Genomic DNA, 25,164 nt, shown 5'->3' with positions numbered 1-25,164 from the left:
ACACGCGTCGGTGGCGACGCCGCCAGCCCTACCGGTCGCGCTGAGCAAACAAGCGTATCCTGGCCACTACCTGCCCATGATCCGACGCCTCCGGCAAGGCGAGGTTCAGGTGATCATTCAGGTACACCACATCGACCACTTCCCCGATCGCCTGCGGCAGCCCCGGATTGAACTCGGGCGACACCAGGATGTGGTCGATCGTCGAGTGGCGCGTATCGTGCAGGATCGAAAACCCGACATGGCGCTGGTGGTCGAACCGGCGCTGCACCTGGCTGGCGTCGTACATGCGCTCGCCGACCGGCGTGCCTTCGCCGAGCACGATCTCGGTGGTCACCGAATCGGCCACATCGTTGAAGTCGCCCAGCACGATGCGCGGGCGGCGGTTGGCGTGGGCCATATCGGTCAGCAGCACGCGCAAGGCCGTGGCCTCGGTGCCGCGCCGGATCAGCGAGCGCAGGCAGGCCAGCGCAAACAGGTGCGGATCGGCGCCGCTGTCGCCCGAGCGGTAGTCGGGGCGGCGCGACTTGAGGTGGACCACCACCACGTCGATCACCACCCCCGGCGCCGCGATCACGCCCGCATGCAGCGGCGCACGGGTGAACCGGTCGGGGTCGCGGCTGCCGTGCGGCATCGTGACGTTGTCGGGGAACATGGGCAATTGCGAGGCGGGTTCGGCCAGCGGCAGGCGCGAGACCAGGGCCACGCTCGGCGTCAGGCGCGGGGCATTCGGGTCGGGGTCGAAGCCGATGTGGTGGGCGTCGCGGTAACGCCGGCTGCGCCGCAACACTTCCTTGAGCACGCTCTGCGAGAAGATTTCCTGGAAGCCGATCACGTCGGCATTGATCAGGTCGAGCTGTTGCGCGGTCCAGTCGAGCTTGGCCTCGTATTCCTCGGCCGTGGTGGGGGCGAGGTTGTCATACAGGCGGGCGCCGGGCGGGGCCAGGTTGAAAGTGTTGAAGGTGGCAAACCGAAGTTCTTCCTGCATAATAGAAACCCCTATTGTTCGTCTTTAGCGTAACACGCATGGCCAAGAAAGAGCACGTATCAGAGACACCCGCCACCCAATTCCTGCGCAAGCATGCCGTCGTTTTTTCCGAGCATCCTTATGAGTACGAAGAACATGGCGGCACGGCAGTCTCGTCCAGCGCGCTCGGCGTGCCCGAGCACGATGTGGTCAAGACGCTGGTGATGCAGGACGAGGCGGCCAAGCCGCTCATCGTCTTGATGCATGGCGATTGCAAAGTGTCGACCAAGAACCTGGCGCGCGCCATCCCCTGCAAGTCGGTCGAACCGTGCAAGCCGGACGTCGCCCAGCGCCATTCGGGGTATCTGGTCGGCGGCACGTCGCCGTTCGGGATCCGCAAGCCGATGCCCGTGTATGTCGAAGAGAGCATCCTGGCGCTCGACAAGATCTATATCAACGGCGGGCGGCGCGGCTACCTGGTCGGCATCGATCCGCGCGTGCTGGTCGATGTGCTCAAGGCCCGCCCGGTGCAGTGCGCCCTGGCCGAGTAGCTTTCGCCATGGCCGATGGTGTATATTCACGACCGATTTCCGGTAAAGACATCCGCCGGAGCCCACCTGAGAGACTAGATGAACACCCTGATTGCCACCATCGCCGCCTATTTGATCGGCTCGATTTCCTTCGCGGTCGTGATGAGCCGCGCCTTCGGCCTGTCCGACCCGCGCACCTATGGCTCGAAGAACCCCGGCGCCACCAATGTGCTGCGCAGCGGCAGCAAGAAGGCGGCGATCGCCACCCTGGTAGGCGATGCCGCCAAGGGCTGGCTGGCGGTGTGGCTGGCGGTGCAGTTCGGCCCCGACCTTGGCCTCGATGACACCGGGATCGCCCTGGTCGCCATTGCCGTCTTCATCGGCCACCTGTGGCCGGTGTTCTTCCGCTTCGTGGGCGGCAAGGGCGTGGCCACCGCGCTGGGTGTGCTGCTCGGCATTAATCCATGGCTCGGCCTGGCGACCCTGGCGACCTGGCTGATCGTCGCCTACGCCTTCCGCTACTCGTCGCTGGCGGCCCTGGTCGCCTCGATCTTCGCGCCGTTCTACTACGGCCTGCTGTTCGGCGTCGATGCCATCCTGTTCGCCGTGTTCGCGATGAGCGCGCTGCTGCTGTGGCGCCACAGCAGCAATATCGGCAACCTGATCGCTGGCAAGGAATCGAAGATCGGCAGCAAGTCGGCCGGCGCCAAGAAAGCCAGGTAGGCGCCGACAGGTGCCAAGTGCGCCGGCGCGCGCCGGATTTTCTTGCAGGCGTTACCATTCGTCTTGAACAGCGGCGCACCCGCGCCGCGCCGGACAGAAAGGTGGTAACCCGTGAGCAAGCAACTCAGGATCGATTTTGTGTCGGACGTCTCGTGCCCCTGGTGCGCGATCGGCCTGAAATCGCTGGAGCAGGCCCTGTTGAAGGTTGGCGACGAAGTGCGCGTCGACCTGCATTTCCAGCCCTTCGAACTGAACCCCGACATGGGACCCGACGGCCAGGACATCGTCGAGCACGTGACGCAGAAATATGGCGCCACGGCCGAGCAGCAAGCCACCACCCGCGAGACGATCCGCGAACGCGGCGCCGCCGTCGGCTTCACCTTTGACATGGAGCGGCGCGGGCGCATCTACAATACCTTCGACGCCCACCGCCTGCTGGCCTGGGCCGAGGACGAGGGCAAGCAGCGCCAGCTCAAGATCGCCCTGCTGGAAGCCTATTTCACCCGCTGCGAAGACCCGAGCAACCACGACGTGCTGCTGCGTACGGCCGAGAGCGTCGGCCTGGAGCGTGAAGCGGCGCAGCGCATCCTGAAGTCGGACGAGTACGCCGAGGATGTGCGCACGCGCGAGCAGTTCTTCCAGCGCGCCGGCGTCAAGTCGGTGCCGGCGATCATCATCAACCAGCGCCACCTGATTTCCGGCGGCCAGCCGCCGGAAGTGTTCGAGCGGGCGCTGCGCGAGATTCCGGGACTCGCGCCGGATACCGCCGCCGACGCCTGATCCGGCGTCAGGTCAGTTCCAGCACCAGCGGCTGGTGATCCGACGCCGCCGTCTCGGACTGCACATCGAGCGCCGTCAAGCGCGGCGCCAGATCGTCGGTAACAAAGAAATAGTCATAGCACTCAGGCCGCTCGGGCCACGGGAAACCGTGCAGCCCGGTGGTCGGCGCACGCGCCATGTCGCCGTGCACGACGCGCCAGGCGTCGACCAGCGGCAGCGCCTCGTGTTCCGGCGCCGCCAGCAGCGCATGGTAATCCGGCGCATCCGGCGCGAAATTGAAATCGCCGCAAAGAATCGCCGAGCCGGGCCGGAAGCCCAGCTGGAACGGTGCATCCAGGCTCGGATCGGGCTGGAACAGGCGCGACCGGGCGCAGGTTTCGGCATGCAGCTCGCGGATGCGCGCCACCTGCGCCATGCGCTGCGGCGGCGAATAATACTCGAGATGGGTGGTCAGCAGGCGCAGCTTGCCGGCCGGCGCATCGACCACGGTTTCGAGCAAGCCGCGCGGCATGCCGGCGGGGTGATCGGGATCGGCCGGCCAGGGTAACAGGTGGCGGTGCACCTGCGAGATGCGGTATTTCGAGAGGATCAGGTTGCCGAACAGGCGGGGAACATTGTTCTTGTAGATCTCACTCGGGGCATGCTCCATCGCGTGGTAGCCGCCGAATGCGCCGCTGAGCTGCTTGAACTGGTTGGCGCTGGCGCTGCCCTCGAGCTCGGGGTGGTTGGCAGCCACCTCTTGCAGGCAGATCACATCGGGGTTCAGCCGGCGCAGCACGTCGATGATCGCATGAATGCGAATCCTCCCGTCCTTGCCACAACCCCAATGAATGTTCCAGCTTACTACGCGCATTGTTCACCTCCGTAAATCTTGAGCGACGGATATTGCCACCGTTTGGCGACAGACGGTCACACCGTAGGATCGATGTCAGGCTGGCAAGTTCAATGGCGAATTCAGGTGCCGGGAGCTTTTTTCAGGCAGCTTCGAGCTCGTCCAGCGGCCAGCGCGGACGCACCGTGAAGGCATAGTCGCGCTGGGCCAGTGCCGGATTGCGCTCGAGACGCATGGCGCCGGCGAAGGCGATCATGGCGCCGTTATCGGTGCAGAATTCCAGCTCCGGATAGTACACCTTGAACTTGCGCTTGGCGGCGGCCGCGTTGAGCGATTCGCGCAACTGCTTGTTGGCGCCGACGCCGCCCGCGATCACCAGCCGTGTCAAGCCGGTGTGCTTCATTGCATTGACGCATTTCGCGGTGAGGACGTCGACAATCGCATCGACGAAACCACGCGCGATATTCGCCTTGTCCTGCTCGCAGATATTGGCGATGACTTTTTCTTCGTGGTTCTTGACCACGGTGAGCACCGCTGTCTTCAGGCCCGAGAAGCTGAAATTGAAATCCTTGCTGTGGAGCATAGGGCGCGGCAGCGTATAAGCGCTCGGGTCGCCGAATTCGGCCAGGCGCGAGATTGCCGGCCCCCCTGGATAGCCCAGGCCCAGCAGCTTGGCCGACTTGTCGAAGGCTTCGCCGGCCGCATCGTCCAGCGTCTCGCCCAGCAAGGTATAGCTGCCGACGCCGTCGACCCGCATCAGCTGGGTGTGGCCACCCGAGACCAGCAGCGCGAGGAAGGGGAATTCGGGACGCTCCGAGGCGAGCAGGGGCGACAGCAGGTGACCTTCGAGATGGTGCACGCCGAGCACGGGTTTATCCAGCGCCAGCGCCAGGCTGCAGGCGACCGAGGAGCCGACCAGCAGCGCGCCGGCCAGGCCAGGGCCCTGCGTGTAGGCGATGGCGTCGATGGTCGAGGCCGGGATGGCGGCGCGCTTCAGGACCTCTTCCAGCAGCGGAATGGCGCGCCGGATATGGTCGCGCGAGGCGAGTTCCGGCACCACGCCGCCATACTCCTCGTGCATGGCGACCTGCGAATGCAGGGCGTGGGACAGCAGGCCGCGCTCGGTGTCGTACAGAGCAAAGCCGGTTTCATCGCAGGAGGATTCGACGCCGAGAACGATCATTGGGAATACAGGTTGGATTGGGCAGAACCGTCGATTTTACCGTACGGTTCGTCCGAATTCACGGACGCTGCAATAACTCCTTGTGCGCATCGCGCAACATGGCCTGGGTCTCTTCCCAGCCAATGCAGCCATCGGTGACCGAGCAGCCGTACTTGAGCTCGGTGAGGTCGGCGGGAATCGCCTGGCTGCCGCTGACGATATTCGACTCGATCATCACGCCCACCAGTGACTTGTTGCCATGACGAATCTGCTGGATCACGTCCGACATCACCAGCGGCTGCAGTTCCGGCTTCTTGTAGCTGTTCGCATGCGAGCAGTCGACCACCAGGTTGGCCGGCAGCTTGGCCTTGGTCAGCGCCTGCTCGGCAATCGCCACCGACACCGAATCGTAATTCGGTCGTCCGCCGCCGCCGCGCAGCACGACATGGCCGTAGGCATTGCCGCTGGTACGCACGACCGACACCGATCCCTGCCCATTGATTCCCAGGAAGGCATGCGGATTGGCGGACGACAACACCGCATTGATGGCGATGCTGACATCGCCATCGGTGCCGTTCTTGAAGCCCACCGGCGTGGACAGGCCGGACGACATCTCGCGGTGGGTCTGCGATTCGGTGGTGCGCGCGCCGATCGCGGTCCAGGCGATCAGGTCGCCCAGGTATTGCGGCGAAATCGGATCCAGCGCCTCGGTCGCGGTCGGCAAACCCAGCTCGCAGACGTCGAGCAGGAAGCGGCGCGCGCGTTCCATGCCGACCTCGACGCGGAACGAGTCGTCCATGAACGGATCGTTGATATAACCCTTCCAGCCGGTCGTGGTGCGCGGCTTTTCGAAATACACGCGCATCACCAGCACCATGGTCTCGCGCACTTCGTCCTGCAGCGCCTTGAGGCGGCGCGCATAGTCGAGGCCGGCCTCCGGATCGTGGATCGAGCAGGGGCCGACGACGACGAACAGGCGCTTGTCCTTGCGATCCAGGATATCGCGCAGCGTCTCGCGCCCATCCATCACGGTCGCATAGGCGCGCTCGCTCAGCGGCAGGGCCGCGTGGAGTTCGACCGGCGTGGGCATGCGGGCGAACGAACTGACGTTGGTATTTTCGATTTGAGGCGTGCTGGTCATGATACGGTCTGGTTTTCTTCCGGTGGATTGACCAGTGTAGTCGGAAATTGCTGCACGTGCACATCCATCAACGCAAAAACAATGTGTGGCGCGCCCGGCGTGCTGCAGCCTGGTCCCGTTCCCGTGTATCCTTTTGCCATGACTACCGACACGAATGACATCGAACGCTTTGTCGCGGCCCCTTTCATCAAGGAAATCGGCCGCGGCGTGAAGGGCGCGCGCAGCATGTCGCGCGAGGACGCGCGCCGGCTCTACGCCGCCATGCTGGAAGGCCGGATCTCGGACCTGGAGATGGGCGCCATCCTGCTCGCCATGCGCATCAAGGGCGAGTCGGTGGAAGAACTGGCCGGCTTCATGGACGCTGCCAGCGCCTCGTTCGCGCCGCTGCCCACGCCGCGCGGCGAATTCGCCCCGGTCCTGATCCCGACCTATAACGGGGCGCGCAAGCTGGCCAACCTGACGCCGCTACTGGCCCTGCTGCTGGCGCGCGAGGGCGTACCGACCCTGGTGCACGGCGTGCGCAACGACCCCGGCCGCGTGACCACGGCCGAGATCCTGCACGCGCTCGGCGTGGCCGAGGCCACCACCACGGCCGAGGTGCAGAACGAATTTGCCCACCTGCGTCCGGCCTTCATGCCGATCGAGCACCTGGCCCCGCAACTGGCAAAGCAGCTGGCGCTGCGGCGCGTGCTGGGCGTGCGCAATTCGACCCATACCCTGGTCAAGATCCTGCAGCCCTTCGATGGCCCGGCGCTGCGCCTGGTGTCGTACACCCATCCCGAGTACCTGGAAACCCTGGGCGCATTCTTCGAGGGCGTGGACAGCGAGACCCAGGGCGACGCCTTCCTGATGCGCGGCACCGAGGGCGAGACCGTGGCGCATCCGCACCGCGCCCAGCGCATCGACTGGTTCCATGCCGGCCAGCGCGCACTGCTGGTCGAGCGCGATGCGCCGACCGACGAATTGTCGGACGTGCCGGATGGCCGCGACGCAGCCACGACGGCCGCCTGGATCGGCGCCGCGCTGCGCAATGAAGTGCCGGTGCCGGCGTCGATCGCGACCCAGGTGGCCTATTGCGTCGAAGTGTCGCGCAAGATCCGCGCCCGCAGCCAGCCGAGCGAGTAGCTGCTGACCTCGACCCGGCGCTGGCATTACAATGGCGGGTTCGACGGGAAGGCAGGAAGCAACAGGCATGGCAAAACAATACGATGTGGCGGTGATCGGCGCGGGCGCGGCCGGGATGATGTGCGCGGCCGTGGCCGCGCAGAACGGCAAGCACGTGGTGCTGATCGACCATGCCGCCAAGCTGGCCGAGAAGATCCGCATCTCGGGCGGCGGCCGCTGTAATTTCACCAATATCAATGCCGCCCCGCAGAACTACCTGTCGCAGAATCCGCACTTCTGCAAGAGCGCGCTGTCGCGCTACACGGCCCAGGATTTCCTGGCGCTGGTGAAGAAATACCGCATCAGCCATCATGAAAAGCACAAGGGTCAATTGTTCTGCAACGACTCGGCCGAGCAGATCATCGCCATGCTGCGCGCCGAATGCGCGCTCGGCGGCGTGGAATGGCGCATGCCGTGCAAGGTGGCGGGCGTGCACAAGCTGGAAGCCGGTTTTTCGATCGACACGGATGGCGGCGAACTGCTGGTCGACAGCGTCGTGGTGGCAAGCGGCGGCCTGTCGATCCCGAAGATCGGTGCGACCGACCTCGGCTATCGCATCGCGAAGCAGTTCGACCTGAAACTGGTGGAGACCCGTCCCGGCCTGGTGCCGCTCACCTTCGACGGCCCCAGCTGGGAGCCATTCGTGCCGCTGGCCGGCATCGCGCTCGAGGTCGAGGTCAGCACCGGCGGTGGAAAAGGCAAGGGCGCCCAGAAAGGGAAACCTGCCGGCCACTTCCGCGAAGACTTGCTGTTCACCCACCGCGGCCTGTCCGGCCCGGCGATCCTGCAGATTTCCAGCTACTGGCAGCCGGGCACGCCGATCGTGCTCGACCTGCTGCCCGAGATGGACGTGGCGGAAACCTTGATCGGCCTGAAAAAGACCGAGAAAAAGCAGCTGGGCAATGTGCTGGCCCAGTGGCTGCCGGCGCGCCTGGCCGAAGGCTTGTTGACGGCCAACGGTTTCGACCCGGCCGCGCGCCTGCCCGACATGGCTGACGCGAAATTGCGCAAGCTGGGCGACGCCATCAACCGCTGGGCCATCGTGCCGACCGGTTCGGAAGGCTATCGCAAGGCCGAAGTCACGCTGGGCGGCGTCGATACCAGGGAGCTGTCGCAGCAGACCATGATGGCCAATAAAGTGCCGGGCTTGTACTTCATCGGCGAGACGGTCGACGTCACCGGCTGGCTGGGCGGCTACAACTTCCAATGGGCCTGGGCATCGGGCGTCGCGGCCGGTCTGGCACTGGCGAATGGCTGATGTATCAATTGCGGCACACCGCAGTTGGCGGCGTGATAAACGCTTCCCTTGAACGGCAAACGATGCTAGAATTTCGTTCTTATCTAAATCCAACGGTTTGATTTTTACATGACCACTATCCGCCTTAAAGAAAACGAGCCGTTCGAAGTCGCAATGCGTCGCTTCAAACGCACCATCGAAAAAACTGGTCTGCTGACCGAACTGCGCGCACGCGAGTTCTACGAAAAGCCAACCGCAGAGCGCAAGCGCAAGCTGGCAGCTGCCGTGAAGCGCCACTACAAGCGCATCCGCAGCCAGCAACTGCCGAAGAAACTGTACTAATTACAGCGCAGCCGGCCAAGACCCGGTGACGGCCATGCCTGTCCCGGCGAGTCGCTGATGTCCGCAAACCCGCTTCGGTTTCGCCGCAGCGGGTTTTGTCGTTTGTGTCACGCCGAAGATGGCGCAGCAAACCCAGTCATCCCACCGAATACGGAGATTCCATGAGCTTGAAAGAACAACTGACCGAAGACATGAAAGCCGCGATGCGCGCCAAGGAAAGCGGCCGCCTGGCTGCCGTGCGCCTGATCATCGCCGAGGTCAAGCGCAAGGAACTCGACGAGCAGACCGAACTGAACGATACGCAAGTGCTGGCCGTGATCGAAAAAATGATCAAGCAGCGCAAGGATTCGATCACCCAGTTCGAAGCCGGCGGCCGCGCCGACCTGGCCGACATCGAGAAGGCCGAGATGGCCATCCTGTCGACCTATATGCCTGCCGGTCTGACCGATGAAGAAATCGCCGCCGAAGTCGCCGCCGCCGTGGCCGCCACCGGCGCCAGCGGTCCGCAAGACATGGGCAAGCTGATGGGCGTGCTCAAGCCGAAGCTGGCTGGCCGCGCCGACATGACCGTCGTCTCGGGCCTGGTCAAGAAGGCCCTGGCCGGCGCTTGACCGCGGCGTAAGCCATAGATGTCCCGGTACGTTGCCGTACGGGGACATCATCTTGTTGCATATCAACTTGCAGCGAGCGCTGCGGTATAGTCTGACCCTAGACAAACACTGTGTAACGCCAAGTGATTCCGCAAACTTTCATTACCGATTTACTCAACCGTGTCGACATCGTCGATATCGTCGGCCGCTACGTCCAGCTGAAAAAGGGCGGCGCCAACTTCATGGGCCTGTGCCCATTCCATAACGAAAAATCCCCCAGCTTCACGGTCAGCCCGACCAAGCAGTTCTATCACTGCTTCGGCTGCGGTGCCCACGGCACCGCGATCGGCTTCCTGATCGAATACTCGGGCATGGGCTTCGTCGACGCCGTCAAGGACCTGGCCCAGAACGTGGGCATGATCGTGCCCGAGGCCGACGACCGGATCCCGCCGGCCCAGCGCGCCGCCCAGCAGGCGCAGACGCTGGCCATGACCGATGCGCTGACCCAGGCCTGCAATTTCTATCGCGCGCAGTTGCGCGAAGCGCCGAACGCGATCGCCTACCTCAAGAACCGGGGCCTGACCGGCGAAGTCGCCGCACGCTTCGGCATGGGTTATGCACCATCGGGCTGGGACGGCCTGCGGTCGATCTTCCCCGACTACGACGCCCACGTGCTGGTCGAATCCGGGCTGGTGATCGACAAGGTCGACGAACAGGGCAACCACCAGCGCCGCTACGATCGCTTCCGCGAGCGCGTGATGTTCCCGATCCGCAATACCAAAGGCCAGGTGATCGGCTTCGGCGGCCGCGTGCTCGACGGCGGCGAACCGAAATACCTGAATTCGCCCGAGACGCCACTGTTCCAGAAAGGCCTGGAGTTGTATGGCCTGTTCGAGGCGCGCCAGGCGATCCGCGACGCCGGCTATGTGCTGGTGACCGAGGGCTATATGGACGTGGTCGCGCTGGCCCAGCTCGGCTTCCCGCAGGCGGTCGCGACCCTCGGCACCGCCTGCACCACGACCCACGCGCAAAAACTGTTGCGCCAGACTGACGACGTGATCTTCAGCTTCGACGGCGACAAGGCCGGCCGGCGCGCCGCCCGCCGCGCGCTCGAGGCCTGCCTGCCGCAAGTGAGCGACGACAAGACGATCAAATTCCTGTTCTTGCCACAGGAGCACGACCCGGACAGCTTCGTGCGCGAACGCGGTGCCGCAGCCTTCGAGCAAGAAATTGCCGACGCCATGCCCTTGTCGCAATTCCTGCTGCGCGAAGTGACGCAGGAGCACGACCTCGACACCCCGGAAGGCCGCGCCCACGCCCAGTTCGAGGCCAAGCCGCTGCTGCAGGCGATGACGCCGTCGAGCCTGCGCCTGCAGATCGTGCGCGGCCTGGCCAGCCTGACCGAGTCGACGCCGGCGGAGATCGAAAGCCTGTTCGAGTTGTCCAAGCCGGTGGCGACCGCGCGCCGCGCGCCGCCGCGCCAGGGCCGGCCCGAGCCGGTAGGGCTCGAGCTCAAGATGCTGCGCATCCTCGTCGCGCATCCACACCTGGCGCTGCTGCTCGACGACACGGCCCTGAAGACCTTCGATTATTTTGGCGAGGAAGGCGCCGAGCGCCTGCGCCACCTGGTCGAGACGGCGCAGTCGCTGGGCGAGCACGGCACGTTCGCGGCCCTGTCCCAGCAGCTGAAAGAGGTCACGAACGAATACGACGGCATGATCGCCGAAATCGCAGCAGAACCAGAAAACGAGGTCGATGGCGACCGCATTGTTCTGTTAAGTTCTGTGCGGCAGATCAAGATGGATTCATTAAAACAGGAGCTTAACCAGTTGTTTTCTTCAGGGCTGACCCCAGATCAGGTGAGTGCTCGCTACCGCGAGATTGTTGCTCAGCAGGACCTTCTGGCCCGCGAGGCCACTGCCGAGATGACCCCCCGATGAGTACCTGGCTCCGCCCTGGATGCCCAGGCGCTCGCAACTGGAAAAAGGTGGGGTGCGTGCTATAATAAAACGCTAACTATTGCAACTGTTGAAACGATTTTCGGTTCAATCGGGCGCGTGGTGTTTCAGTTAGCGAGGCCCAATGGATTTGTGCCTGCAGGATGATGTAAGGTAACAAAACTTTATTTTTAACCATCGTAAAGTTAGTCGTTGTGACATCGAAAGCGCCTGTGCCAACCAAGAAACCCGAAACCAACGTGGCCGCGAAATCCACGAGAGCGTCTGCCGCCAAGGCGGACAATTCGCAAGACAAGGCCGAGGTTCGTACAGCGAACTCAGCGCCTGTCAGCCAGACGACCGACGCGGCTACCCTGGCCGCGATCGATACGTCCGGCTACGTCCTGCCTTCCGTCAAGGTGCCGGGACGCCGTGGTCGCAAGCCGAAAGAATTCACGCCCGAGAATGACGAGATCGCCGCACTGAATGCGGTCGAGCGCGCCGAACTGAAGGCAGCGGACAAGGCCAAGGCCAAGGACCGCAAGGCCAAGGAAAAAGCGTTGCTGAAAGACGCGTTCTCGTCCGATACCGAGGCCAGCGAAGAAGAACTCGAGCTGCGCCGCAACAAGCTCAAGGCCCTGATCAAGTCGGGCAAGGAGCGCGGCTTCCTCACGTATTCCGAGATCAACGACCACCTGCCCGAAAACATCGTCGATCCGGAAGCGATCGAAGGCATCATCGGCACCTTCAACGACATGGGCATCGCCGTGTACGAACACGCGCCCGATGCCGAGACGTTGCTGTTGTCCGACAATGTGCCTAATGTCACGAGCGACGACGAAGCCGAGGCTGCCGCCGAGGCCGCCCTGTCGACGGTCGACTCCGACTTCGGCCGCACCACCGACCCGGTCCGCATGTATATGCGCGAGATGGGCTCGGTCGAGCTGCTGACGCGCGAAGGCGAGATCGAGATCGCGAAGCGCATCGAAGACGGCCTGAAGGACATGATCCAGGCCATCTCCGCCTGCCCGGTGACCATCGCCGAGATCATCGACGCCGCCAACAAGATCGAGCGCGACGAGATCAAGATCGACGAGATCGTCGACGGCATGGTCGACCCCCAAGAAGGCGAAGACACGTCGCCGAGCGCGGTGGCCCCTGCCGCGACCGATTCCGACGAGGATGAGGACGACGAGAACGAGGAAGAAGAGGAAGAAGGGGAAGAAGAAGCCTCGACCGGCACCGGCGCCGCCGCAGGTTACTCGGCCGAGCAGCTCGAAGCCCTCAAACAATCCGCCCTCGGCAAGTTCGACGAGATCGGCCAGCAATTCGACAAGATGCGCAAGGCCTTCGAGAAGGAGGGCTACAACTCGAAAGCCTACGTCAAGGCGCAAGAGGCGATTTCCAACGAGCTGCTGGGCATCCGCTTCACCGCCAAGGTCGTCGAGAAGCTGTGCGACACACTGCGCGGCCAGGTCGACGAAGTGCGCCACATCGAGAAGCAGATCCTCGACGTCGCGGTGAACCGCTGCGGCATGCCGCGCGCCCACTTCATCAAGGTCTTCCCGGGCAACGAGACGAACCTGGAATGGGTCGACGGCGAAGTCAACGCCGGCCATGCCTACAGCGCCATCCTGGGCCGTAATATCCCGACGATCAAGGAATTGCAGCAACGCCTGATCGACCTGCAAGCGCGCGTCGTGCTGCCGCTGCCGGACCTGCGCAACATCAACCGTCAAATGGCGGCTGGTGAAATGAAGGCGCGCAAGGCCAAGCGCGAAATGACCGAAGCCAACTTGCGGCTGGTAATTTCGATCGCCAAGAAGTACACCAACCGCGGCCTGCAATTCCTGGACCTGATCCAGGAGGGCAATATTGGCCTGATGAAGGCGGTGGACAAGTTCGAATACCGCCGCGGCTATAAATTCTCGACGTACGCCACGTGGTGGATTCGCCAGGCGATTACCCGCTCGATCGCGGACCAGGCGCGCACGATCCGTATTCCGGTGCACATGATCGAAACGATCAACAAGATGAACCGGATTTCGCGCCAGATCCTGCAAGAGACCGGCGCCGAACCGGATCCGGCGACCCTCGCGATCAAGATGGAAATGCCGGAAGATAAGATTCGCAAGATCATGAAGATCGCGAAAGAGCCGATTTCCATGGAAACGCCGATCGGTGACGACGACGATTCGCATCTGGGCGATTTTATCGAGGACAACAACACCCTGGCGCCATCGGATGCGGCGTTGCATGCGTCGATGCGTGGTGTGGTGAAGGACGTGCTCGACTCGCTGACGCCGCGCGAAGCGAAGGTGCTGCGCATGCGCTTCGGCATCGAGATGTCGACCGACCACACGCTGGAAGAGGTGGGCAAGCAGTTCGACGTGACCCGTGAGCGCATTCGCCAGATCGAGGCGAAGGCGCTGCGCAAGCTGCGCCACCCCTCGCGTTCGGACAAGCTGAAGAGCTTCCTCGAAGGCAGCAGCTGATTGTTGTTGAAGGCTTGACGTCTTCGTACTAAAGGCAATATGCTCTCGCCACTTCGCTCATCTGGCTTCAGGCCGCTGAGCAGGTGGCGAGTTCACATTTCGCCGTTCCAGTTTTTGGGCCTCTAGCTCATGCTTGGTTAGAGCAGCGGACTCATAATCCGTTGGTGCCCGGTTCGACTCCGGGGAGGCCTACCAATAAAAACAATGGCTTACGCGAATTTTCCGCGTAAGCCATTTTTATTTCTGGTCCATTTCTGGTCCAGTACCACCCTGACCTCAACGGCTCGAACTGTCTGGTATCGACCCGCATGCTGATTGTCGCTGTGTTGCCACCGTCCGTGGCGTAAGCAGTTGCTACCTCGGGTCACGGCCCTACAGGAGTCGTTGAAGGTACGTCATATTGATTGTCCGAGAGTTCGGAGCGTAACCGGTGATCAAGTAAGACGTGCAGGATATCGCGCATCTTCTCCGGAGTCGCAACGATTCTTCCTTGGTCGTCAAACTGGATACCCCATCCGCGTACCCCGTTGATCTCGCGGAGGCGCGTCATGTAGTCGGGGTTATTGTAATAACTACGAGCTTTAATCACAGCCATACGGCGTAAATGTGTAGCGTTCACGCCGATAAAGGCATCAAACACAGCAAAGTCGGCAATGGCAGCCGAGAATCCAGCCTCTTGCTTCAACGCAGCGTATGCCTCCTCGTAGGTATCCTTGTGGTTCAGCAGTGACTCAAAGTGAATCGCCACGGGTTTTCTAGACACTCGCGAGCCGCTGGAAATACTGCTTTTCATATTCGACCGGCGACAAGTCATTGCTGAAGCTGTGCCGTCGCTTTGGATTGTAAAACATCTCGATGTAATCGAAGACATCCTGCTTTGCTTCTTCCCGAGTGCCGTAGGTCTTGCGCCTGATTCGCTCCCGTTTCAGGAGCTGAAAGAAGCTCTCGGCTACGGCGTTATCGTGGCAATTCCCGCGCCGGCTCATGCTCTGCTGCAGGTTATGCTCATCCAGGAAGTCCCGCCAGTCATAGCTGCTAAACTGGCTGCCCTGATCGGAATGCACCATCACTGTATTCTTTGGCTGCCGCCGCCAGACGGCCATCAAAAGCGCATTCATTGCCAGCTCACGATCGATCCGAGAACTCATCGACCAGCCCACCACCTGACGCGAAAACAGGTCCAGTACAACAGCCAGGTAGAGCCAGCCTTCGTAAGTGCGGATGTACGTGATATCTGTTACCCAAACGCGATTCGGCTCCTGCACGTCGAACTGGCGCTGCAGATGATTAGGCGCCACCAATGAAGGCGCGCCGCCGCGTTTGTACTTGCGCTTGGTGTAGCCCGTCTGCGAACGAATCCCGGCCAAGCGCATCAGTCGGTGGACACGGTTGATGCCGCACTGTTCACCGAGCTCGCGCAGGTCGTCACTGACCTTGCGGTAGCCGTACACGCTGCCGCTCTCGAGCCATGACTCCTTGATCGGCACGAGCAGGCGCTTGTCTTCCTTGGCGCGCAGGCTTTCAGGATTGAGTCGCCAGGCATAGAAACCACTCGGATGCACCTCGAGCACTTTGCACAGCCTGCGCACCGGGAACTGGTCCTGTAACTCAGCAATTAAGGTGTACCTTACCCGGACGTCTTGGCAAAGTACACCGCGGCCTTTTTCAATATGTCACGCTCCTCCGTGACGCGCTTGAGCTCGGCCTTCAGGCGCCGCATCTCTTCAGACTGCGCATCGACAGCCTTGCGCTCTGCATCGGGCACGCCGTAGCGCTTCGTCCAGGCGTACAGGCTATGGATGCTCACCCCGAGCCGCTCAGCTACTTCGCTTGCTGGGTGCCCACGCTGGGCTACCTGCTTGACTGCTGCAATCTTGAATTCTTCTGTGTACCGCTTGCCGCTCATACGTTCTCCTTGTGCCCGATATTATGGCTCAGGAGTCTCTACGATAGTCGTGGCGATTCAGTTCTGCCATATTGGTTGGATGAAGCGGTATGAAGGTCAGACTGAAGATGATCAACTGTATGGTGGTGGCAGTTACGTGGTCAACCAGAAAACAGGGCACGAAGTTTGCAATTTTGCGAGTGTAGGTGGACGAAAGTATGGCTACGTTCAGGTCGGCAAAGAGCGTAATGGCCACTACCAAGAAGGTGAGATTAACTTCAAGCGGTTGGGTTTGCCTAATGGGCAACATGAGCTGGACGGAGTCACCGTAGTCTGGACGGCGCCCGACCGGAAAACAAAGCTAAGAAAGGTCGTAGGTTGGTATGAGAACGCAACCATTTTTCGGCATTTCCAGCGTTTCGAAAAGCTGACTTCGCTTCAGATAGCAAACGGCATTACCGATTATTGGATAAGCGCACCTGAACACAGCTGTGTTTTATTAGACGAGGGTGCGCCCGTTCATACGGTGCCACGGATGATTGCGGGGTTCCCAGGCATCTCCCCAATTTGGTACGCCGATAGTCCACAGGGTGAGGACTTCGTCCGCTCAACACTGTCAATTATCGCTGCATCACGCATGGGTGGCTCGGAGGGGGCATTTATTGCAGCGCAGGCGGAAGAGATTATCCAACTAGGCAGCGAACTCGAGCATGGAGGCTATTTCACCGACCTCGATATCGATGACGGACGAACCCGGCTGCTGCGAGAGGTGGTGCAGCGCCGAGGACAAGCAAAATTCCGGAGCGCGTTGCTGAGCGCTTACGAAGGGCGCTGCGCTGTTACCGGCTGTGATGCAGTTAATGCACTAGAGGCTGCGCACCTAGTCAGTTATAAAGGTCCGGATACGCAGCAGGTCAGCAATGGGGTGCTGCTCAGAGCCGACATTCATACGCTTTTCGATCTGGGCTTGCTGTTGATCTGTCCAAATACGCTTACCATCAGACTCGCCAGCAACTTGAAGCAATCAAGTTATGCGTATTTGCATGGGCTAACGCTTTCGCTACCGCGAGACCCAACGAAGCAGCCAAGCAATGGCGCGCTTAGGCATCGTTGGGAAATCTTTGTAAAAAGCAAATAGTCGTCGGGTAAAGCCTTTTGCATTTACTCATCCGCAGTATCTTGCTGCGCAACCTCCTTCAACTTTTATGCCACTTCCTCTTGTTCCTGTAATTGCAGCGCTTTCCGCCGGCGGCTCTTTGGTCCCCCACGCAGCGGGTGGCCTTATCGTCACTGCTTCTGCGGGAGGAGGCTATGTCGCTGGCACCTACCTGAGCACTGCCACGATCGTCTCGATCCTGTCGCTTGCGACTGCGAGCGCAGGTGGGATCGTCGCAGCCCTCACCGGGAGCGCTGCTGCGCTATGGGGCTCCGCCGGGTTATTTGGTACGACAGTCGGGGCAACGGGTCTCAAATGCGTACTTATGTCGGCAGGGCTCATCGCTTCGACGCCCGTCTGGGTCCCGGTAGCGGTCGGAAGCGCCGCTATCACTGGCCTTGGTGGGACGGGGTACCTGCTGTATCACATCAATAGTCTGAAGAAAAAAGGCGAGCTTGTCTCCCCTGGAGAGGAAGCACAGTTCACGGACTATGACGCAAAACTGATTGAAAAAATTCTTCTCGCCTTGCACAAGCGAGAAAAGTTTTCTAAGTGATGGGTCATCTTTTCAAGAGCGGCTAAGTGCAAAGGTCACGAGTTAAGCCTAGGCGCGAACGTGTAATCTAAGCAGCAGCAGAGATCTGCCTATAACAAAGAGCGACGACACTGGCTGAACTATCAAGTCAGCCTTAATAGGCAGGCTGGGCGGCCAAAGGCGTGAGAGCTAATCTAACTATTAATAAATTTATTTTTACCAATCAATGATTGCCGATCACATTACTCCTGCGATTGACAGGGTATTCCGGACTTACGACACTTATTGTGTTGCTTCGAGTGAGGATTCACTTTTTCAGCTTCTAAATTCACTGCATAGTCTGGACGGCCGTTTTGCGACTAAACATGGCCGCATTATGCTTGAGCTTCCTGAGTACCTTGCGCTTAAGGCAGTAAGAAATCATTATCATCATGCTGGGGAAGTGCGAAATGTGCTCAAGGTAAAATCACTTGTAGGCGGCGACGTGAGTACAGACTTATTGTATGCGTGTCTAATCAATCACGCAGACATTGACGCTGTGATTTCCAGCGTACCCAAAAAATATCGTCAAGATACCGTAGATGCGATTAACACATCGTTCAAAAGGTGGGGCGCTGTCTGGGATATCAACCCAGCTGTCTTTAATTGCGTCGTTAAGGTATATGAGCTGACTCTTTCCCTTGGCTTGGCGGGTGTGGGAAAAGATTTCTTGGAATTTAATTCTCAGTACAAGTGGGAGACGGCAAACGGGCACTCGCATTATGTTACTGGTGCGATAAGCGTCTTTATGCCGGAGATTAATAAATACATCGAGCTAATGGAGCTTCTATCCAAGGAACCGCCCTTGGAGTAAGTCAGGAAAAGTGGTCCTCCGACGCCTATTTTTCCGGTGCAATAGGAACAGGAACACCAATCAATGTCGATAACGAACTAACTCCATGGGTTCCGGTTGCTCCTAACACTGTCTAGCATTGGTGATGAAGGTCCCGTGCGGAATATGAGTCTTAGCCAGACTGGAACAACGCACCCTTCCGTTACTGCCAGTGTCATTGGAGAGGGGCAGACACGCCATTTTTCCAGAACGACGACAAGCGGGATGAGGACGACACATCAGACTCGGTCGTAGCGTCCGATTGACCCAACGTCGACCGAAACGACATTGCAAGCTGCGCTCAGCTTCTAAGCATAACTCAGGCAGGGCTGTAACTTTGCGGTATATAGCCCCTACGAAAAACTTACAAGTTCCAAGTAAGTGCGGTGGATCACGTCACGGATCCCGCGTTACTCTCCAACGATCCTAATGGTTCGATCTGGTTGTTTCAAATATGCAACTTTTTTTGTCAGTGGACCCTCGTCCTTGTTGACTCGGATCAAGAAGGTTTAGACAAACAGGATCGAATTTGATGAAAACTCTCGGCTTTACAGGAACACACAAAGGCATGACTTCTTTGCAAAAGTCTGCTTTCCGCTCGCTGGTGAGAGAGCTGCAGCCCGATGAATTCCATCACGGCGACTGCATCGGCGCGGATGCAGAAGCGCACGGCATAGTTAGAGAATTGGTACCCACTTGCACGATCGTTGCTCATCCTCCATTGCGGGTAGATAGCCGGGCTTTTTGTGCTGCCGACGTTATACGCCCTGCGAGCGCATACATCAAACGTAATCGGAATATTGTCAACGCGACGGCACAACTGACTGGAGTTCCTTTCGAGGTCTCTGAGCAGCTCAGAGGGGGAACGTGGTCAACACTTAGATTCGCGTACAAGCAGGGGGTATGCACTCACGTCATTTACCCAGATGGTGCGATGCTCATTTTCGTACCCGGATGGGCCGGAGCCACGCCCGAAGTGCAAAGCTAACGAGGACTCAGCGGAAAAGTATTGGCAAATTCATGTTGGTTAAGAGACAATGAGAATTGCTAAAAAATTTAGGGGTGGGGTAATGACGGCGGCGTTAAATTTTTGCGGAAGACAAAGCGAACTTGCATACTTGATCGAGCGTTGGAAGCTTGCTTCGAACGTGGAAAATCCCGTGCCGCAACTCGTGTTATTAAAGGCAGAGCCAGGCGTAGGGAAAACCAGGCTGGCGCTCGAATTTTATCGTTGGCTATCTACGAACGTCGACTCTAAAGGAAACGACGGATATTGGCCGGACGCGCTCACCATAATCGATAAAAATCTGAGTATAAATCCGGAGCTAAGTGCGTGTAATTTCAGCGTTCCAATCCCTTATCTCTGGTGGGGGATACGCGCGGGCGACATAGGGGAAAAAAACAGTCTGGTGGCAGACGCGGTCGCTTCACATCAGGGACATGTCCAGCCACATCTGCTAAGCCTTCTTCTACGGTCTCAAGTCGCTCACGGAGCAATCTCCCTTTTCAAGATTTGGCGCGATGTCGGCGTTGATTTTGCCGCAAATGCTTTGCAGGTAGATAGCGTTTTATCCGTCGGAAAGGGACTGTTTGAAACGTATTCGCTTCTCAAGGATAAAATAGAAATATCCTCTGGGCGCAAAGCAAGTGGTGGTTTCAACGAAAATTTACAGTCTCAGACAGACAAGCTACTTGCGAGCATGGACGAAGTTTTAAATCCGTCGCGCGTCACATTCGCCAAGGTTCCCGTAGTAATTTTATTGGATGATGCTCAGTTTACCGAGCATGACCCTTCCCTATCCTTATTCGTACAAAAATTCCTGGCTTTGGCCATGGAACAGAAGTGGCCAGTAATGATCCTCGCAACACATTGGCCACGTGAATATAAGATGGGCTGGAACGTGCCAGCGGTACCTTTTACAGTCGAGCGTAACTCGTTCGCGCAGATCGTGAAATACGCTCGCGGCCTGAGCCAGAGAGACGGACGTGTTGCGGACGATAGAGGATTTGGTTGTGTAAAGGACGCGAATTTTAGCGAGCTGGACGTTCCGGTCGTTCCATGTCTTAGCGAGGCGCTTATAGCTAGGTTCCCGGGTTTAACAGCATCGCAGCGTGAAAAAATCTTGGAACGTGTGGGCGGTAATCCTCGCTTTCTTGAGCAATTGATGTCAGTGCTTACGCGGCGGGGCAGCTGGTTTGCTAGCTTCGATCAGCAGGGGCCATTGTCCGAAGCAGGTTTGCAATGCGTGTTGAACGTATCGTCGTCGATACATGATGTGGTCGCTGAGCGCTTCTGCTCGGCGCCGCTTGCGGTCCAAGAGGCTATCTGTTTGGCTAGCTTGCAAGGTATTCAGTTTTCACCTTCCATTGTTTCAGGCCTAGGAAGTCGACTCCTATACAAGAATTTAGAACAACCGCTTCTCGATGCAGAGCATCCATACAGTATTGTTTCGGATGTTTCTTCTACGGAACAAAGTGGCCGATTTTCTGAGCGTCTGTTTTATGAAGTTGCAACAGATCGAAGAAAAGAAATACCGGAGCTTGCGGACGAGATCGTCCTCAATCAGTCCTTTAAGGCGCTATTGCGCGAAGAGGTTGAACGCACGGGGCAGGCCGGCGGAAATAGTACACGGCTGCACCTATTACGGCTCGTATCTAATGTATTTAGCATTTCTGCCGATGAAGTTGAACGTAGGATAGGTTTTGTTGCGAGACGAGAGTTAGCTTCACTAGAGCGTACGCGTGGCGCTACTGAGGCAGCTGATATGGTTGAGAGCAGCCTGACCGAAATGTCTCGAGATTTCTTAGGGGCATGGGCGGCGGCTGGGAACCATATTCAGGGACAAGTGGCCGCTGTGGGACCGATAGGCGGAAATCATTTCTTCGGCTGGTTAAAGCGGGATCCGAACCCGCCTTTTATGGAACATCTTTCCTTTAGACTTGGTAATCAAATTTTCTTCGTTCGTGTTATAGACGCTGATAACAACATTCCTTCGCCAGGGTCATTGAATGATTTGATTGCTATAGCTCAACTATGGAAAGGACACGCGTGCATTCTGCCACTCCGCCGTACGGGTGCGCGCTGGGATCCTGTTTCGGCTGGATGGAATCTATTCGATGCGATAACGTTAGTGCCAGTGGACCCAATGGAGCTCATTACCGATGAGTCTGTTGAAATGACAGAGTGGGAAATCCATAGTTTTGCAGTGCAGGTAGTAGCCGAACACTGTGGGATGGACGTTGTGCAGGTCGTCCCTTACGTTAACGCGTTCCCTTCTATTTGGTTTAAAGGCGCCTTAGGGCCAGAGGCTGTCATCGTGACTGCAACCAAATATCCCGCGCGTGAAGCATGCAGGCCATTAAATGCAGAACAAATTAGAGAACGATTAAAGGCGTCAGGCGCAACTCAAGTGCACCATGCATCGGTTGCCTTGGCAAGCGAAAACATGTCCTCGCTTGGTTATCTGGAAAGGGGCAAGGGGGCATATGCCCGGTTTACGGGCTTCGAGCCATTGTGACCTAAAGACGGCGCTTTGCGCCGTCTTTCATCTTTCGCGCTTTGCTATAAATTTATGAAGTCTCATGTATCAGAAAGCTAATCGGGACTAATTAGTTTCCAACTCTAGTGTCCTTTGTGCTTGCCCTTGTCCCCTGGCGAACGATTTATGCCGTCACGCACTAAGCTTGGGACTGGCGATGCAGGTCCGATCCTGATCAGCACTGCTGAGAAGCTCTAGGCCTACGAAAGCATCAGTCATGTCCAGGATTAAATGTCACGTTGAACTAATTCTCTATGTTATTATTCGCGAAATATTAGCAACTGGTATAACTCGCCGAGCACTCAGTGCTTCATGATACCTATTATTTCTCATGACTGACCAATTCGACCCACGATTGATTGCAATGCTCTTGTTTCTGGTTACGCCAGACGATGATGCTTCTTTATTCGACAAGATTTTTCCCGATTGGTGGATTGGTGCCGTTCTGGGCGAACGCAAATATTCGCGACGTCGCATGGACGAGTACTTGCGATATCGCATGGAATACCTAATGCGCCACACACCTGCTCCTCTCCGCACAAAGATGGGAATGAGTGTGGAACATGTCGTGGTCAAGCATCTAGCAGCATTGGAGCGACTTGGCTGGATTCAACCCCACTCACCAGCCGATTACGATGGCCATGCGCCTTGGAATCGATGGCGTCTGAGCAATCCGGAGGAGTTAGGCGACCGTTTGCCTTTCGACGGTCCCGACAGTCGTCCCGACAGTGCCAATGCAGGCAGCAGCGATGGTAATTCCGCTGGTCATGACAACGGCGGCAAGGGTAATGTGGGCGGAAATGGTCGCAACGGTATAGGCGGCGGCAGTGGCCGCGGCGGTGTTCCGGGCGGAAGTGATGGTACGCCGGGGGATGGCGGCGGCGTTCGTGGGGTGCTTTCTCACCCGACGCTATTTTCCTTGCCGAGCGATGAGTTTGAACGCTATGTCGACAATCTGTTCGATGGTTCGGGGACCCCATGACCGAAGATTATGAACTCGACAGTCTTAGTCTTCTGGCACATAAAGTGGCTTCCAATGTATTCGATCTGTCCAGTATGCAGAGCAATGTCAGCATCCGTGATCAGATGGTACGCGCGCAGCAGCTTATCATTGACCTGAGGCAAGCTCACAAAGATCCGGGCTCGGTACTGATTGTCGGGATGGGCGTGGCTGGTATGACCGCCGCGTTAACAGCCATTCAAGAAGGCTTTAAACAGGTTTACGCGGTAGATACCAAGGATGAGCCGTTCGCCTTATTTCGAGGGGTGACTTCGCGATTTGTTGGGCCGTACATGTATGAATGGCCCAGTCCGTTCTGTGCGACTCAGTCGTACCCGGGCAGCCATACGCCGTGGAAGCAGCACGGAAACCCTGTCTTGGCTTGGAGTGCAGAAAAGCCCATCTGTGCAGACGATCTCAGAAAAAAACTGCTTAAGTGTGTTCGTAAATGGCATCGCGATCAGGCGGGTGGACCCGCTTCATCACCCCACAGGTTCCTAGTCCAGGTTGACGAAGCCGGTATTAAGGAGTTCGTCAAGAACTTTGCAGAAGTCGAGAGGGTGCGCGCATTGCAGGATGCCAACGGAGAGTCTCGGGCGGATCCGGTGGAGTATTCAAATTTTGGCCCGTTGGTCCGCTCATGGCCGAACAGTAAGGCATCACCTAATCCGATCACTCCGGACTACGTGATCGTCGCTGCTGGCATGGGCAAGGAGCGTCTCGCAGTTGCAGGGGTCGCTACCGAGCCAACACGGCAGTTCTGGTCGAACGACGATCTGAAAGATGACTTGGTTGAGAAGCGTGTTGTCGTCCTGGGAGGCGGCGACGGCGCTATTCAGGATGCTTTGCGTGCCCTGACGATTTTTGATCACCCGCTCGAGTTTATACAGAAGTTGGAGCAGAACTTACGCGTCAAGGCAGCATTGCAAAAGGAACTACCTTCGTTGCTTAGTGCTGACCGCCAGTTGCGTCAGCATAGTTCGTGGTCCCGCCATGACGCAGGCTTCGCTATGGCGGATGAAGCTTGTCGCAAGGCCGCGGACCGTCTTGCAAAAAAATCCGAAGTAGTGAAAGCGGTCCGTGATTGTCTCCGGACAGGAAAAGGCTACGTCATTCAGCTTGTGAAAAGCTCGTCCCTTGACAAGGCCTACCTTCTCAACCGCTTTATTGCATATTTGCTGGCTAAATGCGCCGGATTACCCGGCCGTGGACGCATGACGTATGAGCTTCGGTTTGATTGCGAGGTTAAACAAGGAAAGAAAGAAGGGGCGTCGACACGCTTGACACTAGAACTTGAGAATCCGAAAACGCAAGCCTCATGCGGTTCTGTGGACGATGTCGATAAACTTGTGGTCCGGTTTGGGATCGATCCCGTTTCGATTCCAGGGCCGCAGCTAGTACAGCTTGACGACAAATATCCACGGTACCGGACGACTCTGACCCGCGTCGAGTTACCATTCGTTACCATGCAAAGTTAAGGTACTTAGTTAACAATTCCGGCAGAGCCAGATTACGTCAGGCAGCCCAGGATCTGGAGGTGCACAAGAGTGTGCTACACGAGTAGCTACGCGAGCACCGCGAGCGTGTTCGACTATGTTGAACGCTTTTACAATCTCACTCGACGTCATTCTACGCTGGGATACGTTAGCTCGGTACAGTTTGAAGAAGCCAGAAAAGCTTAAGGCTTGTCATTTGGATCGGTAGCAGGCCACACGTTCGCAATTCGGCGTTGCGGAAGAAACCGTATCGTACTTGAAACGGGAAGAAGTGACGGGGGGAGCGGCGGCGGCCGTTAGCGGCGTGTCGCCTGTTGTCTAGTCCGAGACCGTCATCCTCGGTACGTTTCCTTGACGACGTGCGGTAGTACAGCCTAACGTTCCTCGGGCGAGCTAAGCTTTTTTCCGAGCAGTTGTAACTTTGCGGTATATAGTCCCCTACGGAACACTTACAACCATGGATTGATGAGATTCTGTCGGAGCCGTGCGTACGGTCTCGGTCCGGTCTTTCGCGCTCGTCTGGTCCTGCTCTGGTCCACATTAGTCACCGTAATACGCCCATATTTTTTGCTAGCGATGAAGGCTAAGTGTCTGAATTTATAGGGAAAATTCGCGAGCTTTCTCTCTGGTGTGAGCACGCACTACAAGGACTCATAATCCGTTGGTGCCGGTGGTTGTCAAGCTAGTTGTCGCCTGACCTGATAATCATGCTGCTTCTTTGAGCGGTGTGTCTCCCTCGATTTCTGCTGCATTTCTGTTCATCTGCTCGGGATTGAGATGGACGA

22 protein-coding genes, 1 tRNA gene and 1 pseudogene are annotated in these 25,164 nt (G+C 58.4%); 18 read left to right on the top strand and 6 right to left on the bottom strand.

Annotation, left to right across the window (positions count from 1 at the left end; genetic code table 11):
• Positions 1–28: 28 nt before the first annotated feature.
• Positions 29–985: an endonuclease/exonuclease/phosphatase family protein gene (locus AC56KW_RS02215; protein ID WP_497169099.1), complete on the bottom strand. Its 957-nt coding sequence runs from the start codon at positions 983–985 to the stop codon at positions 29–31.
• A 38-nt stretch (positions 986–1,023) separates the two neighbouring features.
• Here AC56KW_RS02215 and AC56KW_RS02210 point away from each other — a divergent pair, with 38 nt between their 5' ends.
• The 3 genes from AC56KW_RS02210 (at position 1,024) to AC56KW_RS02200 (ending at position 2,997) form a co-directional block, all read left to right on the top strand.
• Entirely contained in the window at positions 1,024–1,515 is a 492-nt protein-coding gene (locus AC56KW_RS02210; RefSeq protein WP_497169098.1) for an aminoacyl-tRNA deacylase, read from the top strand.
• A 78-nt stretch (positions 1,516–1,593) separates the two neighbouring features.
• Positions 1,594–2,217, top strand: a complete 624-nt coding sequence (gene plsY, locus AC56KW_RS02205; RefSeq protein ID WP_497169097.1) for a glycerol-3-phosphate 1-O-acyltransferase PlsY — start codon at positions 1,594–1,596, stop codon at positions 2,215–2,217.
• Positions 2,218–2,328: 111 nt separating this feature from the next.
• Positions 2,329–2,997 carry a DsbA family oxidoreductase gene (locus AC56KW_RS02200; RefSeq protein ID WP_497169096.1) on the top strand — a complete coding sequence of 223 codons (669 nt, stop codon included), beginning with the start codon at positions 2,329–2,331 and terminating at the stop codon, positions 2,995–2,997.
• Positions 2,998–3,004: 7 nt separating this feature from the next.
• Here the strand turns inward: AC56KW_RS02200 and AC56KW_RS02195 are convergent, their stop codons facing one another.
• The 3 genes from AC56KW_RS02195 to AC56KW_RS02185 all read right to left on the bottom strand — a co-directional run bounded on the left by AC56KW_RS02195 (position 3,005) and on the right by AC56KW_RS02185 (position 6,132).
• Positions 3,005–3,850 carry an endonuclease/exonuclease/phosphatase family protein gene (locus tag AC56KW_RS02195; protein ID WP_497169095.1) on the bottom strand — a complete coding sequence of 282 codons (846 nt, stop codon included), beginning with the start codon at positions 3,848–3,850 and terminating at the stop codon, positions 3,005–3,007.
• A 121-nt stretch (positions 3,851–3,971) separates the two neighbouring features.
• The gene (gene tsaD / locus AC56KW_RS02190) at positions 3,972–5,012 is read right to left on the bottom strand and encodes a tRNA (adenosine(37)-N6)-threonylcarbamoyltransferase complex transferase subunit TsaD (RefSeq protein WP_497169094.1); all 1,041 of its coding nucleotides are present in this window, start codon (positions 5,010–5,012) and stop codon (positions 3,972–3,974) included.
• A gap of 58 nt (positions 5,013–5,070) precedes the next feature.
• The gene (locus AC56KW_RS02185; RefSeq protein WP_497169093.1) at positions 5,071–6,132 is read right to left on the bottom strand and encodes a 3-deoxy-7-phosphoheptulonate synthase; all 1,062 of its coding nucleotides are present in this window, start codon (positions 6,130–6,132) and stop codon (positions 5,071–5,073) included.
• A gap of 138 nt (positions 6,133–6,270) precedes the next feature.
• Between AC56KW_RS02185 and ybiB the strand changes: the two genes are divergently transcribed.
• The 7 genes from ybiB to AC56KW_RS02150 all read left to right on the top strand — a co-directional run bounded on the left by ybiB (position 6,271) and on the right by AC56KW_RS02150 (position 14,092).
• Complete coding sequence (gene ybiB / locus AC56KW_RS02180; RefSeq protein WP_497169092.1) at positions 6,271–7,257, top strand: DNA-binding protein YbiB; 987 nt, start codon at positions 6,271–6,273, stop codon at positions 7,255–7,257.
• Between the two features lie 67 nt (positions 7,258–7,324).
• Positions 7,325–8,554 (top strand): BaiN/RdsA family NAD(P)/FAD-dependent oxidoreductase, encoded by a 1,230-nt coding sequence (locus AC56KW_RS02175; RefSeq protein ID WP_497169091.1) that lies wholly within the window; start codon positions 7,325–7,327, stop codon positions 8,552–8,554.
• A 108-nt stretch (positions 8,555–8,662) separates the two neighbouring features.
• Positions 8,663–8,875, top strand: a complete 213-nt coding sequence (gene rpsU / locus AC56KW_RS02170) for a 30S ribosomal protein S21 (protein WP_005665410.1) — start codon at positions 8,663–8,665, stop codon at positions 8,873–8,875.
• A gap of 161 nt (positions 8,876–9,036) precedes the next feature.
• Positions 9,037–9,486, top strand: coding sequence for a GatB/YqeY domain-containing protein (locus AC56KW_RS02165; RefSeq protein WP_497169090.1), 450 nt, complete (start codon positions 9,037–9,039; stop codon positions 9,484–9,486).
• 122 nt (positions 9,487–9,608) lie between these two features.
• Positions 9,609–11,405 carry a DNA primase gene (gene dnaG, locus AC56KW_RS02160; protein ID WP_497169089.1) on the top strand — a complete coding sequence of 599 codons (1,797 nt, stop codon included), beginning with the start codon at positions 9,609–9,611 and terminating at the stop codon, positions 11,403–11,405.
• A gap of 230 nt (positions 11,406–11,635) precedes the next feature.
• On the top strand, positions 11,636–13,897 hold the full coding sequence (gene rpoD / locus AC56KW_RS02155) for an RNA polymerase sigma factor RpoD (protein ID WP_497169088.1): 2,262 nt from the start codon (positions 11,636–11,638) through the stop codon (positions 13,895–13,897).
• 116 nt (positions 13,898–14,013) lie between these two features.
• Positions 14,014–14,092 (top strand) — tRNA-Ile (locus AC56KW_RS02150).
• 169 nt (positions 14,093–14,261) lie between these two features.
• On the opposite strand, the gene AC56KW_RS02145 is transcribed toward AC56KW_RS02150, so the two are convergent.
• Together AC56KW_RS02145 and AC56KW_RS02140 are read right to left on the bottom strand one after the other, a co-directional pair.
• Positions 14,262–14,645 carry a Kiwa anti-phage protein KwaB-like domain-containing protein gene (locus AC56KW_RS02145; protein WP_497169087.1) on the bottom strand — a complete coding sequence of 128 codons (384 nt, stop codon included), beginning with the start codon at positions 14,643–14,645 and terminating at the stop codon, positions 14,262–14,264.
• Positions 14,646–14,652: 7 nt separating this feature from the next.
• Positions 14,653–15,803 (bottom strand): IS3 family transposase gene (locus AC56KW_RS02140; RefSeq protein WP_497169086.1). Its coding sequence is split into 2 segments (ribosomal slippage): positions 14,653–15,563 and positions 15,563–15,803, totalling 1,152 coding nucleotides; the frame shifts between segments, so codons are not numbered across the junction.
• A gap of 49 nt (positions 15,804–15,852) precedes the next feature.
• Between AC56KW_RS02140 and AC56KW_RS02135 the strand changes: the two genes are divergently transcribed.
• The 8 genes and pseudogenes from AC56KW_RS02135 to AC56KW_RS02100 form a co-directional block, all read left to right on the top strand.
• Positions 15,853–16,920, top strand: coding sequence for an HNH endonuclease (locus AC56KW_RS02135; protein ID WP_497169085.1), 1,068 nt, complete (start codon positions 15,853–15,855; stop codon positions 16,918–16,920).
• Between the two features lie 343 nt (positions 16,921–17,263).
• Positions 17,264–17,494 (top strand): hypothetical protein, encoded by a 231-nt coding sequence (locus AC56KW_RS02130; protein WP_497169084.1) that lies wholly within the window; start codon positions 17,264–17,266, stop codon positions 17,492–17,494.
• A gap of 205 nt (positions 17,495–17,699) precedes the next feature.
• On the top strand, positions 17,700–18,326 hold the full coding sequence (locus AC56KW_RS02125; protein ID WP_497169083.1) for a hypothetical protein: 627 nt from the start codon (positions 17,700–17,702) through the stop codon (positions 18,324–18,326).
• A 550-nt stretch (positions 18,327–18,876) separates the two neighbouring features.
• A complete protein-coding gene (locus AC56KW_RS02120; protein ID WP_497169082.1) occupies positions 18,877–19,332 on the top strand; it encodes a hypothetical protein in 456 nt (151 codons plus the stop codon).
• Between the two features lie 49 nt (positions 19,333–19,381).
• Positions 19,382–21,862: a DUF8840 domain-containing protein gene (locus AC56KW_RS02115; protein ID WP_497169081.1), complete on the top strand. Its 2,481-nt coding sequence runs from the start codon at positions 19,382–19,384 to the stop codon at positions 21,860–21,862.
• 352 nt (positions 21,863–22,214) lie between these two features.
• Positions 22,215–22,865: a hypothetical protein gene (locus AC56KW_RS02110; protein ID WP_497169080.1), complete on the top strand. Its 651-nt coding sequence runs from the start codon at positions 22,215–22,217 to the stop codon at positions 22,863–22,865.
• Positions 22,862–24,361: a hypothetical protein gene (locus tag AC56KW_RS02105; protein WP_497169079.1), complete on the top strand. Its 1,500-nt coding sequence runs from the start codon at positions 22,862–22,864 to the stop codon at positions 24,359–24,361. The genes AC56KW_RS02110 and AC56KW_RS02105 overlap by 4 nt, the downstream gene beginning before the upstream one ends.
• 99 nt (positions 24,362–24,460) lie before the next feature.
• Positions 24,461–24,565 (top strand): annotated as a pseudogene (locus AC56KW_RS02100) (IS3 family transposase); the annotation flags it as partial.
• Positions 24,566–25,164: the final 599 nt, after the last annotated feature.

This window comes from Telluria sp. RT2P19, assembly GCF_059685725.1.
This window is presented reverse-complemented; position numbering and strand designations above follow the sequence as displayed.

What these genes read in the sequence shown, in the direction of transcription:
- AC56KW_RS02215 (WP_497169099.1), bottom strand. Translation starts at nt 985, where the DNA reads ATGCAGGAAGAACTTCGGTTTGCCACCTTCAACACTTTCAACCTGGCC.
- AC56KW_RS02210 (WP_497169098.1), top strand. Translation starts at nt 1,024, where the DNA reads ATGGCCAAGAAAGAGCACGTATCAGAGACACCCGCCACCCAATTCCTG.
- plsY (WP_497169097.1), top strand. Translation starts at nt 1,594, where the DNA reads ATGAACACCCTGATTGCCACCATCGCCGCCTATTTGATCGGCTCGATT.
- AC56KW_RS02195 (WP_497169095.1), bottom strand. Translation starts at nt 3,850, where the DNA reads ATGCGCGTAGTAAGCTGGAACATTCATTGGGGTTGTGGCAAGGACGGG.
- tsaD (WP_497169094.1), bottom strand. Translation starts at nt 5,012, where the DNA reads ATGATCGTTCTCGGCGTCGAATCCTCCTGCGATGAAACCGGCTTTGCT.
- AC56KW_RS02185 (WP_497169093.1), bottom strand. Translation starts at nt 6,132, where the DNA reads ATGACCAGCACGCCTCAAATCGAAAATACCAACGTCAGTTCGTTCGCC.
- ybiB (WP_497169092.1), top strand. Translation starts at nt 6,271, where the DNA reads ATGACTACCGACACGAATGACATCGAACGCTTTGTCGCGGCCCCTTTC.
- AC56KW_RS02175 (WP_497169091.1), top strand. Translation starts at nt 7,325, where the DNA reads ATGGCAAAACAATACGATGTGGCGGTGATCGGCGCGGGCGCGGCCGGG.
- rpsU (WP_005665410.1), top strand. Translation starts at nt 8,663, where the DNA reads ATGACCACTATCCGCCTTAAAGAAAACGAGCCGTTCGAAGTCGCAATG.
- AC56KW_RS02165 (WP_497169090.1), top strand. Translation starts at nt 9,037, where the DNA reads ATGAGCTTGAAAGAACAACTGACCGAAGACATGAAAGCCGCGATGCGC.
- AC56KW_RS02130 (WP_497169084.1), top strand. Translation starts at nt 17,264, where the DNA reads ATGTCGGCAGGGCTCATCGCTTCGACGCCCGTCTGGGTCCCGGTAGCG.
- AC56KW_RS02125 (WP_497169083.1), top strand. Translation starts at nt 17,700, where the DNA reads ATGATTGCCGATCACATTACTCCTGCGATTGACAGGGTATTCCGGACT.
- AC56KW_RS02120 (WP_497169082.1), top strand. Translation starts at nt 18,877, where the DNA reads ATGAAAACTCTCGGCTTTACAGGAACACACAAAGGCATGACTTCTTTG.
- AC56KW_RS02115 (WP_497169081.1), top strand. Translation starts at nt 19,382, where the DNA reads ATGAGAATTGCTAAAAAATTTAGGGGTGGGGTAATGACGGCGGCGTTA.
- AC56KW_RS02110 (WP_497169080.1), top strand. Translation starts at nt 22,215, where the DNA reads ATGACTGACCAATTCGACCCACGATTGATTGCAATGCTCTTGTTTCTG.
- AC56KW_RS02105 (WP_497169079.1), top strand. Translation starts at nt 22,862, where the DNA reads ATGACCGAAGATTATGAACTCGACAGTCTTAGTCTTCTGGCACATAAA.